The organism is Candidatus Nitrosocosmicus sp. T (assembly GCF_054408485.1).
This window is the reverse complement of sequence record NZ_CP166992.1, coordinates 976305-992039: the sequence shown is the minus strand read 5'-3', so window position 1 is coordinate 992039 and position 15735 is coordinate 976305. Positions and strand designations below refer to the sequence as shown.

Below are 15735 nucleotides of genomic sequence, written 5' to 3'. Positions count from 1 at the left end.
ATAATTCTTAATATCTGGAGAGTATAGTTGAGCTTTTTTGTTTTATACATCAACCAACCATTTCCTAAGGTTCATAAATTAGTCTCAGAAAATCATTGGCTAACTGAGGACTAAATCCTGCGTAATTGTTATTGAAAGTAGCAATGACGTCATGAATGCTATGGCCTTTTACTGTATCCTTTATGTGTGTGACATACTCTTTTAGTTCATCTTCCTTGTCTTTTATGTTCAATCCAAAGTTTCTCTGGTCAGCAATTCTATCACCAATGAATCTTAGATAAATAGTATCAGTGGTTACAAAGGTTGGAGTTTTTAAATCCTCCCTCACTCGCCAGACTAATGTAATATCATTATCGCTCAGAAAATCGTATACACTGGCATTAAACCATGATGATTCTCGTACCTCCAAAGCGTATCTGTGTCTCTTATCTAGTTTATCTAAAAAGTGAGCTAGTGATTCCAAACCTACCTTTGCCGACATATATGACGGAAGCTGAATGAGAAGCATCAGCGTTTTATCTAATATTGGTTCCATTACATAAAAAAAGTATGCAAGGTATTTGGAAACTCTTTCAAGCTTGTTTACATGTGTTATCACCTGTGGAATTTTAAAGGTGAATTTAAAATCATCTGGAGTTTTGTTTTTCCACCCTTGGATGACATATCTTGATGGAACATAATAAAAAGTTGAATCAACTTCTATAAAATTAAAAAACCTTGAATAATACGATAGTCTCTGCCAATTCTCAAGGTTCCTGGGATAAAATGTGCCCCTCCATCCAGAATACGTCCATCCAGAGCATCCAACATAAAGATTCACTATTAAATATGATTAATTACCTAGTTTTAAAAGAATACAGTTCAATTTTCACTTAGGATTATATTAAGTATCTTCCTTTTATTCTTCCACTTTGTAGATTTTCTTTTATTTACTGTATCACTTCTTTGGTTCCTTTTACGATCGAAGACCTTTAATATGTATAATTAACTGTGTTTCTTAAAATAATATTTTAAGACAAACTTTAACAAATAAATCTGAAAAAAAGTGTGCCTTATGCTAGATCAATTCAAATCCTCCAAGATGAAACGACTTGTATCTACCTACCAATTCGGTATACTTAGACAATTTTAGATTTTGATATTTTTCATCATTCCAAAAATATATAATGCCAAATATTATTAGTTTGGACTTTCCTTTAATTCACATACTTAAATATTAATTAAACATCATACTCAAAGTCATATTCTCTATTAACAGGTTTCATCCATTTGTCTTGTAATATTATTCTGTGTCAGTATTTACCATGACTGATTCATGCGACTATATGAACTCATTTTAAATGAGTTCTATAAATAGGTATTATTATATCCAATAACTATACAGATAATATGATAAATAAAATAGTAGTAACAGATGATGGAACTGAAGCTTCTGACATGGCAATAGAAAAGGCCTCTGAGTTAGCAGAACAAATGAATGTCCCTTTAATTATTCTTCATGTTGTTAACGATATAGGAATACCTGCATCACTAATTCTAGGAAACGACAGACCTGCAATCGAAGTAGCTAGGGTAACCATAGGTAAATCAATAGAGAAAGGGTGGAATCAAAGGGCTGATTCCATAATTGATAAGTTAAAGAAGGAAAAGAACATCATATCTATCAGCACTTACTGTCTTTGGGGTGTTGCTTCAGAAGAAATTTTGAAGTTTGTGCAAGACAATAAGATAGACATGGTTGTTATGGGTACCGGCAAACGGCTAAAAGGCATTTCCAAGATAGGTGCATTAGGCAGTGTTACAAGAAAAGTATCAGAATTAGCTGATTGCCCGGTACTTATAGTTCATTAAATGATTCATCTTTTTTTTATAAACCATGTTATAACTCAATATCGTTAATTAATAACAGTTCTCATCCGCGACGATTAATAATGATAAAGGCTCTGTTAATGAGATTCTATAACTAGTATTCTAACAAGGATAAATATAAACATTATTTTGTCTTTTTGTTATGAAAAGCCCTATCTCGTTTTCACTTTAATTAATTATACTATTTGAACTTCTAAAACATTGACAAAAAGTTGTTCAATTTGAGACCATGTTTATAATTCACTAAATTTTTATCTTTTAACTCATTCCAAGTATTATCAATGAAGCTTGCATTTTATTTTGACTTCATGGCGTACACCCTGATCAAACATTCTTGCTCATTATCGGTATAGTTTGTGACATCTATTAGAGTAGCGGCCACTTCCAACCATTCGGGCTCTGTCCTTGAACAACTCTAAGAACATATCAATAAACCTCTTTGTGTGGTTCTGGACACCATCCGCTTTATAGAAAGAGATTTTGTCAAGGTTCAACTTACCATAATAGTAATTTGCCAAGTCCGGCCAATAATACTGCTATAGCTCACCGGCATAAACGATTACCTTGGCTGCAATGATATTTTGTTCTTGATCTTCATACGGGACAATCTACTTCCATTTTAGATAATCCCAGGCTCCTATTCTAACTCCTAATGAGATCATAAACAAAACTATGGGTTTTATTCGTAGATCAGGATATTTTAATAATTGATCTATTTCTTCCAAAGTAGGAGCTCTATCATCAGATGCATGTTTCCCTCTCGGGATTCCCCTTGAAATGAATTTCTAGTTTATCAGGATGTCGTTTACCTCACAAAATAATTTGACAGGTTTGTAATAATTAGAAATAGTAGATGCAACCATCTCACCTTTTGATACTCGTTGCTTCTGATAGATGAAGAAGTTTAGCAGAGAATCTTGTAGCAATTGGGGATTTTCTTTGGCCAATTCATAAAAATTATTTCAGTCTTTCCTTGATTCCCTTTTCTGTAATTTCAAGGAAGTCCAGAAAAGTTTTAAACCGATCTGGGTATCGCCTCCTGGTTTGTGGAGACTTTATAAAGTACAAAAATGAGAATATGGATTTCGGCTAATTTGTCGGTGTGAATTAAGGTTCAATTTCTATGATTTATTATTAGTTGTGGAACCTAAAAAGAATACAGAAATGATATGGACCGAGTGGGATTCGCGGCATAAATGACATGGAACTTAATTAATTATAAAATTTAGTAGATTAATTTTTTACTATCATCAACCGTCGAGTATTTTAGTTACCAACCATTTGAAAACGTATGGCTAAATTTAACTATTTATCTTATTCTGAGATTTTTGGTAGCCGTTCTTTTGACAAATATCATTAAAAAAAGTAATTAGATATTCATTTAAGAAAGGCATCTGTGTATTTCTATGATACCTGAAGACTTATTATATGCTGAACAGAATCATTAAATCGAGTTTTGCAAAAACAGAAGGGCATTTCGTAGATTTAGCTTTTTTTGGTATAGTAACATCACTGACAGACCAGAGCAGCCAAACTAACTCAACTACAAGCTAACAGATCCACTTTACTCTTTTTTTACACTTTGTCTTTATTATCAAGTAATTAATATTTAATTTGCTAAATCAAAAAGAAGAGCATTTTATTTGAAGAGTTAAAATTGTAGCTGAATTAGTCACCTTGATGGACAGTGGAGATTCACACCCTGCAAATTTGAATTCATTTTTATAAATTATATAGACTACAGTCATAGTATGTTAGCCCTCCCTACATAATAAACGTTATAAGCATTCAAGCTGTTATGATGATAATGAATTTTATACGAAATTCAAAGAACCGTTGTTTGTCGATGATATTAGTAGCATCGCTGTTTATAATTATCACTACGAGTACATTGACGCCATCAATGACAATAATACCCAGTGCCCATGCTCAATTTGGAAGTATGGCTACACTTCAAAATACCCCTTCAACTTATGCTGTTAGTATAATCCCTGGAGCTGCTCAAAGAGATAGTCCGAATCACTATTACCCACCTGCAATTAGTGTTCCTGTTGGGACTACCGTAGCATGGTTTAACAATGATTATGGTCAGCCTCACACAGTTACAAGTGGTGCCCCCAACGCATCTGATGCTGGTTCAATTTTTAATTCTGGAATAATGCCACCAACTGCAAACGCATTCTTTCAATACACATTTGAAAATCCTGGAGATTATATTTATCACTGTATAATTCATCCCTGGAGACAGGCAATAGTATCAGCAAGTGATTCATATGAAAATGGCCATTATTTTAAAATGTCATCAGGTGTTGGCACCCTATTCAACCTCACAGAGAACTTTAGAACACTTGTTGACTTTGCACCGTTAACAGTGCCTCTAGATAGAACAACCCCTATCGCATACAATATCACTATATCAAAGGACAATAATAATACAGTCTTCACTGATACATTTGTCACTAGTGGTGAGTCGTTACCCTTGGAATTAATACAAAGCCATGGAAATCAGACTAACGTATATGGTCCAGACTTTAGCAGCACAGGAGCATATCATATTGATGCACCGTTCTTAGAAGGAGACAGCAACTATACCATAAGAGCAGAGGTGACAGCCGTTAATTCTGTACAACCTGAAACGCCAATAGTGGATGAGTTTACTTTACAAACGGTTACTTAGTACACAAACAGATTGCCTCTGAATCTAATTCCCCCATTTTCTTCGTTTTTTATCTTTAAATCAAATCTATTTTAGTAACCTGTCGTTTTTTCTTTTGTTCTCGTTCTGGCTTAAACCTTTTTTAGTCATCATATACGAGAAACTGCAACTAATCTAAATTAAATACTAAAACACGTTGGTAATTACTTTTTTAATATGTGTCTTTCTGCGGTTATAAGATTAATTAGACTTATGGAAAAGCCCATAAAGAACTCAAACATAGAATAGAATCTATTCTTACGATTCAGATTAGAATGACTTTGTCACACGACACTTAGATAGAAGAATACGATCAATTTTTAGTAGTGGCATTGGAGTAGATTCGTCTTAAATAATAGATAAAATCAATATTACAAAATATACTATGCTCCTGTGATCATAGAACCTATTGGAGAAATAACAGAACAGTTTAAACTTTCTGAAGAAGAAAAGGAGTTGACTTAGCCCCAAATCGCTTTCAGTATTAGTCAACCAAGTTCAAAAATTACCTCAATTCACATTGTTTTTGAAATCTTAAGTATTGGTCGTATGGTTGAAGAATTGAATATGGCACCTAAACAACCTGTGAAGTATAATCGAAAGAAAAATTACTTTAAAGAGGTATTTGATTACCATATTTTTACTATAAATAAGATAAGAGACTTCTGACAAAGCAACTTTCCAAACTACAAAAAAGCAAGATTTCAGAAGTTCTTTGAGCAGTAAAGTGAGATTAACTTTCTAATTTTGCAACACTACTGTTGCAAATTTTATTACCCTTTGTGAAATTATCTGAATCTCAAATTTGCATATTGATTCAATTAAATTAAATGAGATTGAAGGAAGATATCACATTGAAAATACAGGATGATTTCTGCCTCGATTTAATCAAACATAATGGAATAGAATAAGGAATATTTCATCGGTTTTTTAGTACCCTAGCTTTCTTGACGATCTTAATAAACAATTTTAAATATATCTAAAAAGCACAATTTTTATAATTATGCTCATTACTTAACATAAATTCAAGGCTCAAGAAATAGTCAAAATATATTGAACAGGCAGTTGTTAATTGAGTTATAATTTATGAAATCCATGTTTGACACAACTATTTGACTAAATCAAAAGATAATGTATCAAGGTGAAGCCTTACAAAAATTTGACAAATTCCAATGCTTGAGTTGATACTTTTCTTTAGTTCAAAAGAAATGGGTATTTTCTTTCAAGTCAATTTATTTTTGTTCCTAATTAGTAACATGTAGGATTCGCGGCAAAAATGACATGAACACTAGCTAGTGACACACCTAGAATATTATAATACAGACCCAGAATGATGATTCTTCAAGAGAGGTTCTATTTTTGGTGCTCAAAGATGAAATAAGACATCTTCATGTTATAGACTTGTCTTCAAAAGAACAGAGACGATTTATCACATATTCATAAAAATATGAATATTTAAAAAAAACAGAAAGCTTGCTTATTCGGCGCCCTCAGAAAAAACGTAAAATAAATTTAAAATATAGACTAAACAATTTTAAAAAAAAGGAATGTGATTTTATGTTCAAGTTTTCCAGTTTTTGATATATATTTAAATTATATAATTTAGTGTAAAATACCAAATATTACGACTCAAATATTCATAACTTGAGAATTATAATCAAAATATACAGATCAAAAAAAATGAGAGATTAAATGTCTATTGAATTGCTGTTGAGTTTGCCTGACCATTACTACTGCCCTCTGTTAATGATGTTACTACACCTATCAACGGAAGATTTAAGAAATGTCCATCAGTTTTTGATACGTCGAAAGATAGGTTAAGTATATGCCCATTGATCAAATATGCTAATACTGGAACATCTTCCCATACCTTACCTGTCTCTACAGTCTCAATATTTGCTAGACCTTGAAATTGTGTATTATTACCAGTTAAGGTGATTTGATCATTTCCTGTTGTATTTGTTACAGCAGTAGCGTTGTCTAGTCCGTCTATCACGTGAGTTTCAGCTTCATGGCCTCCTAATGAATGCCTGTTTAGTTCGACTTTAAAGTCTTGTAGTTGACCATTTGATACATCAAAGCTCCAGTCTCCACCAAGTACAAAATTTAAATTCGTATCTTGGGATGCATTCAAAGATTGCAAACTTTCCGGAGAGAGTGCTAGGGTTCCTATATTTCCTTCAGCACTAAAGGTATTAACTCCTCCTGTTGATTGTGCTACCACATTGTTGCTATTCATTGCGCTGGCTAATACTATTGCGGCGGCGAAGAGGAATACACTAGTTATTAAAAAGGGTTTATTTGTTCTTAGTTTCATGTCTCTATTAACATAGTCTTCAGGGTATATAAGACTTCTATATTACACATTCATGTAAGAAGGTCCTAGTAATATCTACTCCATTAATATCATCCCGTTAATCATCGCAATACTCGTCATGCCGTAACCCAAAGTCATTTATTGCATCTAAATAAGGAGGTTATTTGGTGCACATTAAAATCATATCAGTAAAAGATTCTTTAGAAAATTTATTTCATCGACACGGTTATTTTTGATAAAAATAGGACTGTATTTATTAGATCAATCTTTAAAATAATGAATTCAAATTAACTTTCATTAAAGAACACAAATTTTCTTAATTCTCTTTCACCCATAGTTCATTAATGAAGTTACTAGGAAAGTGTATAAATGATTTATTCGAAAACCATTGAATATATTTTTTGAGTTTTTAATAAACAGACTAAATTTGATCCTTGGTTACGGGGTTTTCTAGGCGTAATCATGCTAATTATTAACCCAAATTTTTTACATCAGCGACAAGTACTAAATGATTAATTAAAATGAAAAAGTATTGTTGTAGAGAATTACACGAATTGGAGGATGACTCCTGGCAAAGAGGTTTTGGGGTCAACGTTATTGAAAAAAACAAAGTAGAGATATTCTGTATGAATGACGACGGTTACCCTAAACGCATTGATGAGTATATTTTTAATTTTTGTCCCTTCTGTGGCAACAAGTTGGGCTAACACTTGAAACAATGCTATCAATAGACATAAATTTATCATAAGCTAGGAAGTATACACCTAGACCATAGTTCTAAAAAAGACCGTTTCATCATCTTTATAAATTCTTCATAAGACATTTTTGTCTTATTTCATCCATTGTTCAACATCTTTAACTGCTAGGTATCGTAATTTTGCGCTTTGACCGGTAATTGTTTTGAGTATGACTATAGCAATATATCGTGGTGTTGAACCACTGCCAATCATCTTGTTCATGTTAGACCGCATGGCCTTCATTAATGGAGCTAAGGCGAATTAGGATCCTTGGATTTCTTTGTAATCAGAGAAGTATGATGAAAGTCAGTATCAATTACATCTGATTCTATTATCACAGTTCTAATACCAATGGTTTAAGTTCATATGACATTGATTCGCTTTACTCCTCTAATACAAACTTTGTACTTACACAAGCAGAGCCCGTAGGGTAACCAAACCTCACTGCTCCTGATCATATGTTAACAACTATTCCTAACGTATTTCAAAAGTAGCAGATCAGAAGAAAGCATATTTTATCAGTCTTTGATACGATATCTAGTTTTATTTAATTTTTAAATAATTTATCTTGTCCTTTGAATAGCCTAAATAATCCGCCAAGAGACAAATGGGGTTGACCAAATTTGATTGGAAATCAAAAGGGATTCGGGGCATAAATGACATGGAACTTAATCAATGATATCTTTTATGGTATTTGATAATCAATCGTACCAAGATTATATACATTTTTAAGAATGACTTTGACTTTTTAAGCAATTCTATACGATAGCAATAGCATATAAGATAATTTCCCCGCATTAAGATTGTCTATATATACAAATGCTCTACAGTAGAATAAAGACATAACAACGTGGGCTTTAGCGAAAAAAAATATTTAAATTCCAACACAAATAATATAGAATCTAATCAAGATAAAGCCACGTTCGATGACAAAATCACAATAATTTCTGCAATCGATGATACCAATAACATTTTGGTAAGATTTATTCAAAGTTCTGTAAAACGAATCGACATTTGCGGACAGCTCAATACATGGCCATTGACAGCATTGAGTTCTCCTAAATATAGGAATGGTTTTGAAAAATTTAAGGAAAGAAAAGGTAGAATTAGAGTCATCACGGACATAAATGCGAATAACATCAACAATTGTAAGGTGCTTATGACTTTTGGAGAAGTAAGGCACATTAATGATATTAAAGGAAACTTTAGTATTAACGATGCAGGAGAATATATTGCTTCCATGCTCTCACGAGAGCAAGAAACTGATCTAAAACTACTATATTCTAATTCAGTCGCCTTACTACAACAGCAACTGCTTATCTTCAATAGCTTTTGGAACATTGCTACACCTGCAGAGCAAAAAATTAGAGAAATAGAAGGAGATTATGGTTCGATAGTTACCACCATAATAGACGATCCTCGAGAAATAATCAATAGAGCTACAACGGTAACAGAGTCTTCTATGTGGCTCTCAGTATGCTCGACAGCTGAATGGATTGACTCTTTGAATAAAGAAATAGGCAAGTCCTTTATGCGTATTCTAGAAAAAATGAAGAATGGAAAACACAAAGGCATAAGGTGGCTATGTCCAATCCACATAAAAGATATTGAAACGATAAAATCCTTTTCGAATAAAGGTGTGCAATTCAGACATCTTGACGACATTCCTGTCAATTTTAGTGTCACAGATAAATATTTCAATTTCACGATTGAGGGGTTGGAGGACAGCAATATACAAAATGTAGCTCATCAGCCAAAGGTCTTGATTAGCAATGACAAAGTGTACGTAAACCATTTCAACGTTGTGTTTGAAAGATTGTGGAAATCTGGAACAGAATCGTATATTAGACTACGGGAGTTAGAATTGGTAAAATCTGGACAAAAGGAGCAGAGGACAGAGCTAATTCGTAATTCAGAAGAGTTTTCTAAAATAATCTTACAAATGATAGAAAAAACCAGACAGGATGTTACGTTGATTCTAGCATCAAGCAATGCTTTTAATCAATTATTAAATAACCAAACATTTGAGGCCTTCAATAGGCTTGTTAAAGAAAAGTCAGTTAGAGTAAGAATACTACTTTCCACACCTTTATCACCACGTTCTGAAATTCAGCTCGATAACGAACAAAATCAAAAAGAAGTCAAATACATTAGCAAAATTAAGAATTATATTCAAAATTCAATGTCTCCTGTACAGTTTGATCTGATTGACAAGAAAAACTACAATAATGAAGCAGAGGGTATGTCAATTTTAGTAGTTGATCGCAATGAGGTTTTGTGTTGGGAATTGAATAAACTATATTATAAAAACTCCGAGCCCACAAAACTTGCGATCTATTCTAACAGCAGACCCCTTGTTTCGTCCTATAGTTCGATATTTGAGAGCCTATGGAGTGGAATACAACTATATAAAGATCTTAAAAAGGTAAATAAAAAGATATCAAATAACGAGAGACGGTATAAAGAGTTTATTGACATTACTGCTCATGAGTTACGGACGCCTATTCAGGCCATTATGGGGTTTTCTGAGATCGGATTGGAAACCAAAAAAGAAGGAGCCAGCAGCAGCGAAACTCATCATACTAAATTATTTGAAACAATTATCAAAAATGCGTACCGATTAAATGGATTGCTGGAAAATTTTCTAAATGTCACCAGAATAGAAAACAATTTGTTAGCATTTGAAAAAGAAAATATCAACATCTATGACCTTGTAAAAGATATCGTACATGATTTACAAGAAATGCCGGCTAGAGCAGATCGTATAGAAGAGAAGAGGAGAAAAAATATCAGTATACACTTGGAAGAACAGCATTTTGAGGCTAAGCCGATCGTAAATGTAGATAAAATGATGATTTATCAAGTATTGACAAACCTTCTAAGTAATGCTTTAAAATTTTCAGAATCAAATCAGGATATTACGATAAGCATGAAAATTATAGACAGTGAAACATCAAACGAGAAAGAAGGTCCAGTTATCGATTTTAACAATAAATGTGACAATAAAGCTTCAACACGTTATTTAGTTAATAAAGATGATGAGGAGAAAGCACGCAATAAGATATCCCCCTCTCTAAAAAAGAAAACGAAAAGAACAATAGTAATAAGAGTCAAAGATAAAGGTAAAGGAATAGATAAAAAAATATTTCCGCATTTGTTTGAAAAATTTGTTACAGATAGTAAACACGAATCTGGAACGGGATTGGGACTATATATCTCAAAACGCATTATAGAAATACATGGTGGAAAGATTTGGGCAGAGAACAACAAAGATGAACCTGGTGCCACATTTAGTTTCAGTCTGCCATTGATAAATTAAGGTATAACGCAAGTAACACTTTTATTCTTTTGATATTAAAATCAGAGAAAAAAATACATATAGATAAAAAAAGCATATAATATAGCGAAAATGGAGAACTATCTCTTTTTTTTTCTCTGCGCTGTTCTAATCTCAGTAGGTTGAAATTAAAAATTATTTCAGTCTTTCCTTGATTCCCTTTCCTGTAATTTCAAGGAAGTCCAGAAAAGTTTTAAACCGATCTGGGTATCGCCTCCTGGTTTGTGGAGACTTTATAAAGTACAAAAATGAGAATATGGATTTTGGCTAATTTGTCGGTGTGAATTAAGGTTCAATTTCTATGATTTATTATTAGTTGTGGAACCTAAAAAGAATACAGAAACGATATGGACCGAGTGGGATTCGAACCCACGACCTCGGCAATGCCAATGCCGTATCCTACCAGGCTAGACGATCGGCCCGTCTGTTAACATTAATTTTTGTGACGCATTAATATTTGTTGAGTTACTAGTATTTCATAGAAAAATTGTCGAAGGAATCCCCTTACCTATTGAAAAACAATTGAAATCATACGGCAAAAATTGCATTTATTATTCGAATTTATTTTGATCCAATTAATTTTTAATTTTTATGTTCTAATATAAGTAATGGGAGAAAAGAAAAGATTAGAGATTGAAGAAAAACCCTACATTGCTGTAATAATTCCTAACAAGGTCGAACGTAAAAAATTTAAACCAATTCCAATCGAGTATATCAGCGGCGACAACAAAGAGGAGATATGCATCATTAATGAGAGTCTCAAAATTGATTCAACCGGAATAACGAATAAGGAAGTTATCGATGATTTCATAAAGAAATTCCTATCAAACTGGAAAAATATCAAAAACAATCAGCCTATGAAAAATTACTTGTACCTGAATGCTCCTGACATACAGCCATCTGATTATGAGAATTTGAAAAAAAAGTATCTGCAGCTAGAAGAAAATTATCTAAACAAGTAGGCATTTTGGTAAGAATGTTGTCAAACTTGTACCAAAAAGAAAGAGTATAAATCAAAATAAGAAATTGCTAGGCTATTCCACCACTTTTACCACCTTCATTTAAATTCCAATCTTAGAGTGGATTATCATGAAGATTTCCGATCCAAAAAGGAACAAAATTTCTAAAGTAAAATCGAAAATTCACACTCATTCATGATTTGAATAATTACTACTCCGCCCCGTTTCAGATATCAAAATAGGTGCCAAATAAATGTCCATTTTTTATTCCTCTTGCGTAACCAGGGAACATTCAAAGAAATGGCAAACAAATTGCTCAATCGAAAACAAAATTTTATGAAACTTATCCAAACTAACATTCTTTTGGGACTATTGTAAAGTATACGATAGACCAATGGATTCAACGTCTATACCTCTTCAAGTTATTTTAGTCTATTAGTAATATCACAATGTTTGGTTTAACGTATGCATCAGAAGAAGTGGCCCAAGGAGAGCGAGATACAAATAATCAAGATAGAATTTCTCAGAATAATAGAGTATAGTGTAGTCTTTGTCTATAATAGTGCGGTCATAGGTTCGATTGCGATTGCAGAGTATAAAGAGAGCAGTACAAAGGTAATATTGATATAATATACATCGTGTAGAATTTTATCGGTGATGAGAGTAGTAATCCCAAGCTTTAAGAATTTATTATTAAATTCGTCATTTGCAATTCTTTTCTTCTCTATTTTTTTGTTTCAATTTCCATTATCAGCAAATAATATAGCATTCAGTTCTACGACGGATAACTCTGCGGACATCCAGACGTCTCAACTTGACCCTGACAGGGATATCATTACCAGTCAAAATACAGGGAATTCTAATAGGAATACTAATGATGAAAGTCAAAACGAAATAGAACAACCCCAAACCAGTGATATATCAGTAGAAGATGATCAAACAAATGAAGAAGTATCGGAAACTCCGGAAGAAAATCGAGAAGGAGTAAATCAAGTGTCCGAAGTATCACAACAGCGTATCGCAGAAATACATCCTGCTTGCGGTCAAATTGTCCAAGGCAAAGTAAAGTTAAATTCGAATTTGATTTGCAAGAGCGATGGAATAATCGTTGGAGCAAATGATACTATTATAGATATGAATGGGTATTCTCTAAAAGGTCCCGGAGTAAACAGCAATAAGGTGGGAATAATGATAGCAGGACAGCATAATGTGACGATATCTGGAAACGGCATCATATCGGGTTTCCAATCTGGGATTTATTTATCTGGAAGTAATAATGTTTTCGCTCATGAGATAAACCTTAACAACAATAGAGTTGCCTTTTATGTAACTGGTGCTCAAAACTCTGAAATATCAAATAACATGATAAATAACAACACCATCGGTGTAGCTTTGCATTCATCCGATGGTGCCGACATCAAATATAATCAATTAAGCAAAAATAGATTGTCCGGAGTCACTTTAATCAATACTGAAAACACACTGATCAATGGTAACAACATATTGAACACAACAAATGGAATTTTCTTAGATACACAAAGCTCCTTAAATTATGTGGACTTTAACAATGTATTTAATAATGTACTTGATATCAACAATGCAAATAATCTTCCGATAAACATCAACAATAATCATTATGCTAACAACAATTGTATAACAAGTCTTCCATCGGGTTTATGCATAGGCAGGTAGGCAGGTATTAAAGATATTATGATAGTAAGTAACACTTCAAGTGGTTTATATTGTATGCATCAAAAAATTCTTATAAATCTTATTTTAAATAAAATAAAGAATATTTGTTTGGAAGACGGTTAATCTGTCTATGGTATCACCGTGTTATTTTCCATATTCATTGCCATACTGCTATTTGAAATTGAATGATTCATCATTTGAGGCATCGATGAAATATTTTTACCATTTAAATCCATTTTACTCATCATATTTTGCATCATCAATGGAATCCATTGATCCATGAATTTTGTATCCTCCATCATTTTATTCATTATATTCATCTCCTTCTCCGGCGTTAATACGAGCCCATAGATTGAGGATTCACCAAAGTGATTGTTAATCTTTGAAGGTTCCAAATCAATGGCGAGGGTATTGTTATTATAAATTGTCCAATTAGTCGGTACATCTGACACAGGTCCATCTTTCATTGTTATTGTTACGGATCCCTGGATAGCAGTATTATTTCCATCCATTCTTACGTCGCTAATAGTACCGTTAGATATTTGATGCATATGAGGAGCTGATCCATTTTCCATTACCATATCAAATGTTGAATGAAAGCCTGAATCGGTTAAGTTTGAAAGGTGATGATAACCCATCCAATGACCAGCTAATATCCAGTCATTATTTATGCTTGCTATAGGACCATATCCAAATTTATAATCAGTTAAAGATCCCGATAATGCTTGTGCATTTGTGCCTGTTAGAGATAACAAAGCTCCAGCAATTACAAAAGTGCTTAAAATTCTAAAAAAGTTTGTGTACGTAAACACAGGAATATTTTATAGTACACCTTCTATTAAGTTTTATATAGTAAATTTTCTTCGATAGCCACTAATCCTATATACACATTAATTTGCGACTTTAAAAAAATAAAAAAATTTGTCAAGCGTTAATTTGACGATTTCGAACCCTATGTTTAAAAGTTTTTAAAATAGATTACTTTTAGTAAAGAGATTAAATTATTTTGCATTTTGTGAATTGGCAGCGGGATATTGCAATTTCAAAAATTGATGGTAAAATGGTTGTAATCAAGAGAAATAAGGCAGTTAAGAGCATTAATGAATATCTTTTAGTTTTCATCTTTACGTTTATTTCATTTATACTAATGCATCCCACGCCTCCACTTCGAATCGGAAAATCCATTATACTAAATGAAGGCTCATTTAATAGACAGAAATTAAAGGATATAGGAATTCGCACTCCTAAATTAATAGAAATAAACAAGGATGTCATTATTGAGGAATATATAGATGGTGGAAATCTTTACGGATTTCTAAAAAAGAGCAACAACTTAGAAATTGTTTCTAAGGTTGGCACAATCACCAGGAGTTTACACAATAGTGGATCTTGTTTCATTGACAACAAAGCTCAGAACTATTTAGTGAAGGATTTAGAAATAATTCGTACCGACCTAGGGTTGATACAGAATCATGCTACAGAGTATACAAAGAGCCTTGATATCGGTATTTTCTTGGCTAGTCTACTGGATCTGGAGAATGAAAAATATAAAATTGTAGAACAATCATTTTTAGAGGGATATAAAAACAATCCAAACGATAAATTACCGTACCTATCAGTAATCGTCAGAAACATAGCTGCCCTCGTTTTAGTAGCTGATCATACTAACCTGGCAAAAAATTTATTAAAAAAATCAGACATAAAATAAGGTTAAGATTAAATTGGTGGCAGTTCTACTTTCTTATCGAAGCCGCCCGAACCAAATTTGCAATAAAAGCACTTATCAGACATCATATAAGGAATTTGCTGTATTACAACGGCTCCCAATTTCAATGCGATTTTGGTAATTATTCTATATTTTAAAGGCATTGCAGGAATCACCTCTTTGAAATAAACATTATAATGATCAGGGCAAAATTTAAGGGTAACATTTGAAGTAGGTTTTTTATCGGTATCTACGTTTTTACTATTTGTATTTAAAGTCTTGGCAACATTAATTTGCTCTCTAATATACTCATGCTTTGGACAAGGACAGTCTTTTCCTCCTGGATGTTTATAAGCTGGAGTATTTTTCCAATCAAACCCTGGAAAATCTTTATCAAAATCATCCATTCTAACTCATATATTAA

General features: G+C 32.7%; 13 protein-coding genes and 1 tRNA gene. 8 read left to right on the top strand and 6 right to left on the bottom strand.

Annotation, left to right across the window (positions count from 1 at the left end; all coding sequences use genetic code 11):
* Nucleotides 1-64 precede the first annotated feature (64 nt).
* Entirely contained in the window at nt 65-820 is a 756-nt protein-coding gene (locus AB0A59_RS05120; RefSeq protein WP_458747018.1) for a DUF72 domain-containing protein, read from the bottom strand.
* Nucleotides 821-1389: 569 nt separating this feature from the next.
* Between AB0A59_RS05120 and AB0A59_RS05115 the strand changes: the two genes are divergently transcribed.
* Together AB0A59_RS05115 and AB0A59_RS05110 are read left to right on the top strand one after the other, a co-directional pair.
* A complete protein-coding gene (locus AB0A59_RS05115; protein WP_458747017.1) occupies nt 1390-1851 on the top strand; it encodes a universal stress protein in 462 nt (153 codons plus the stop codon).
* 1921 nt (nt 1852-3772) lie between these two features.
* Nucleotides 3773-4546 carry a cupredoxin domain-containing protein gene (locus AB0A59_RS05110; protein WP_458747016.1) on the top strand — a complete coding sequence of 258 codons (774 nt, stop codon included), beginning with the start codon at nt 3773-3775 and terminating at the stop codon, nt 4544-4546.
* Between the two features lie 1714 nt (nt 4547-6260).
* Here the strand turns inward: AB0A59_RS05110 and AB0A59_RS05105 are convergent.
* Nucleotides 6261-6881 (bottom strand): hypothetical protein, encoded by a 621-nt coding sequence (locus AB0A59_RS05105; protein WP_458747015.1) that lies wholly within the window; start codon nt 6879-6881, stop codon nt 6261-6263.
* A 521-nt stretch (nt 6882-7402) separates the two neighbouring features.
* Here AB0A59_RS05105 and AB0A59_RS05100 point away from each other — a divergent pair.
* Nucleotides 7403-7588 (top strand): hypothetical protein, encoded by a 186-nt coding sequence (locus AB0A59_RS05100; protein ID WP_458747014.1) that lies wholly within the window; start codon nt 7403-7405, stop codon nt 7586-7588.
* A 123-nt stretch (nt 7589-7711) separates the two neighbouring features.
* On the opposite strand, the gene AB0A59_RS05095 is transcribed toward AB0A59_RS05100, so the two are convergent.
* Nucleotides 7712-7840 (bottom strand): hypothetical protein, encoded by a 129-nt coding sequence (locus AB0A59_RS05095; RefSeq protein WP_458747013.1) that lies wholly within the window; start codon nt 7838-7840, stop codon nt 7712-7714.
* Between the two features lie 628 nt (nt 7841-8468).
* Between AB0A59_RS05095 and AB0A59_RS05090 the strand changes: the two genes are divergently transcribed.
* Complete coding sequence (locus tag AB0A59_RS05090) at nt 8469-10937, top strand: ATP-binding protein (protein WP_458747012.1); 2469 nt, start codon at nt 8469-8471, stop codon at nt 10935-10937.
* Nucleotides 10938-11303: 366 nt separating this feature from the next.
* Here AB0A59_RS05090 and AB0A59_RS05085 read toward each other — a convergent pair.
* Nucleotides 11304-11377 (bottom strand) — tRNA-Ala (locus AB0A59_RS05085).
* A gap of 186 nt (nt 11378-11563) precedes the next feature.
* Between AB0A59_RS05085 and AB0A59_RS05080 the strand changes: the two genes are divergently transcribed.
* The 3 genes from AB0A59_RS05080 to AB0A59_RS05070 all read left to right on the top strand — a co-directional run bounded on the left by AB0A59_RS05080 (nt 11564) and on the right by AB0A59_RS05070 (nt 13606).
* On the top strand, nt 11564-11917 hold the full coding sequence (locus AB0A59_RS05080) for a hypothetical protein (RefSeq protein WP_458747011.1): 354 nt from the start codon (nt 11564-11566) through the stop codon (nt 11915-11917).
* A gap of 462 nt (nt 11918-12379) precedes the next feature.
* A complete protein-coding gene (locus AB0A59_RS05075; protein WP_458747010.1) occupies nt 12380-12544 on the top strand; it encodes a hypothetical protein in 165 nt (54 codons plus the stop codon).
* 27 nt (nt 12545-12571) lie between these two features.
* Nucleotides 12572-13606, top strand: coding sequence for a NosD domain-containing protein (locus AB0A59_RS05070; protein ID WP_458747562.1), 1035 nt, complete (start codon nt 12572-12574; stop codon nt 13604-13606).
* A 128-nt stretch (nt 13607-13734) separates the two neighbouring features.
* Here AB0A59_RS05070 and AB0A59_RS05065 read toward each other — a convergent pair whose 3' ends face one another.
* Nucleotides 13735-14418, bottom strand: coding sequence for a hypothetical protein (locus tag AB0A59_RS05065; protein ID WP_458747009.1), 684 nt, complete (start codon nt 14416-14418; stop codon nt 13735-13737).
* A 194-nt stretch (nt 14419-14612) separates the two neighbouring features.
* Between AB0A59_RS05065 and AB0A59_RS05060 the strand changes: the two genes are divergently transcribed.
* A complete protein-coding gene (locus AB0A59_RS05060; protein WP_458747008.1) occupies nt 14613-15314 on the top strand; it encodes a hypothetical protein in 702 nt (233 codons plus the stop codon).
* Nucleotides 15315-15322: 8 nt separating this feature from the next.
* Here the strand turns inward: AB0A59_RS05060 and AB0A59_RS05055 are convergent, their stop codons facing one another.
* Nucleotides 15323-15718 carry a hypothetical protein gene (locus AB0A59_RS05055; protein WP_144730414.1) on the bottom strand — a complete coding sequence of 132 codons (396 nt, stop codon included), beginning with the start codon at nt 15716-15718 and terminating at the stop codon, nt 15323-15325.
* Nucleotides 15719-15735 lie beyond the last annotated feature (17 nt).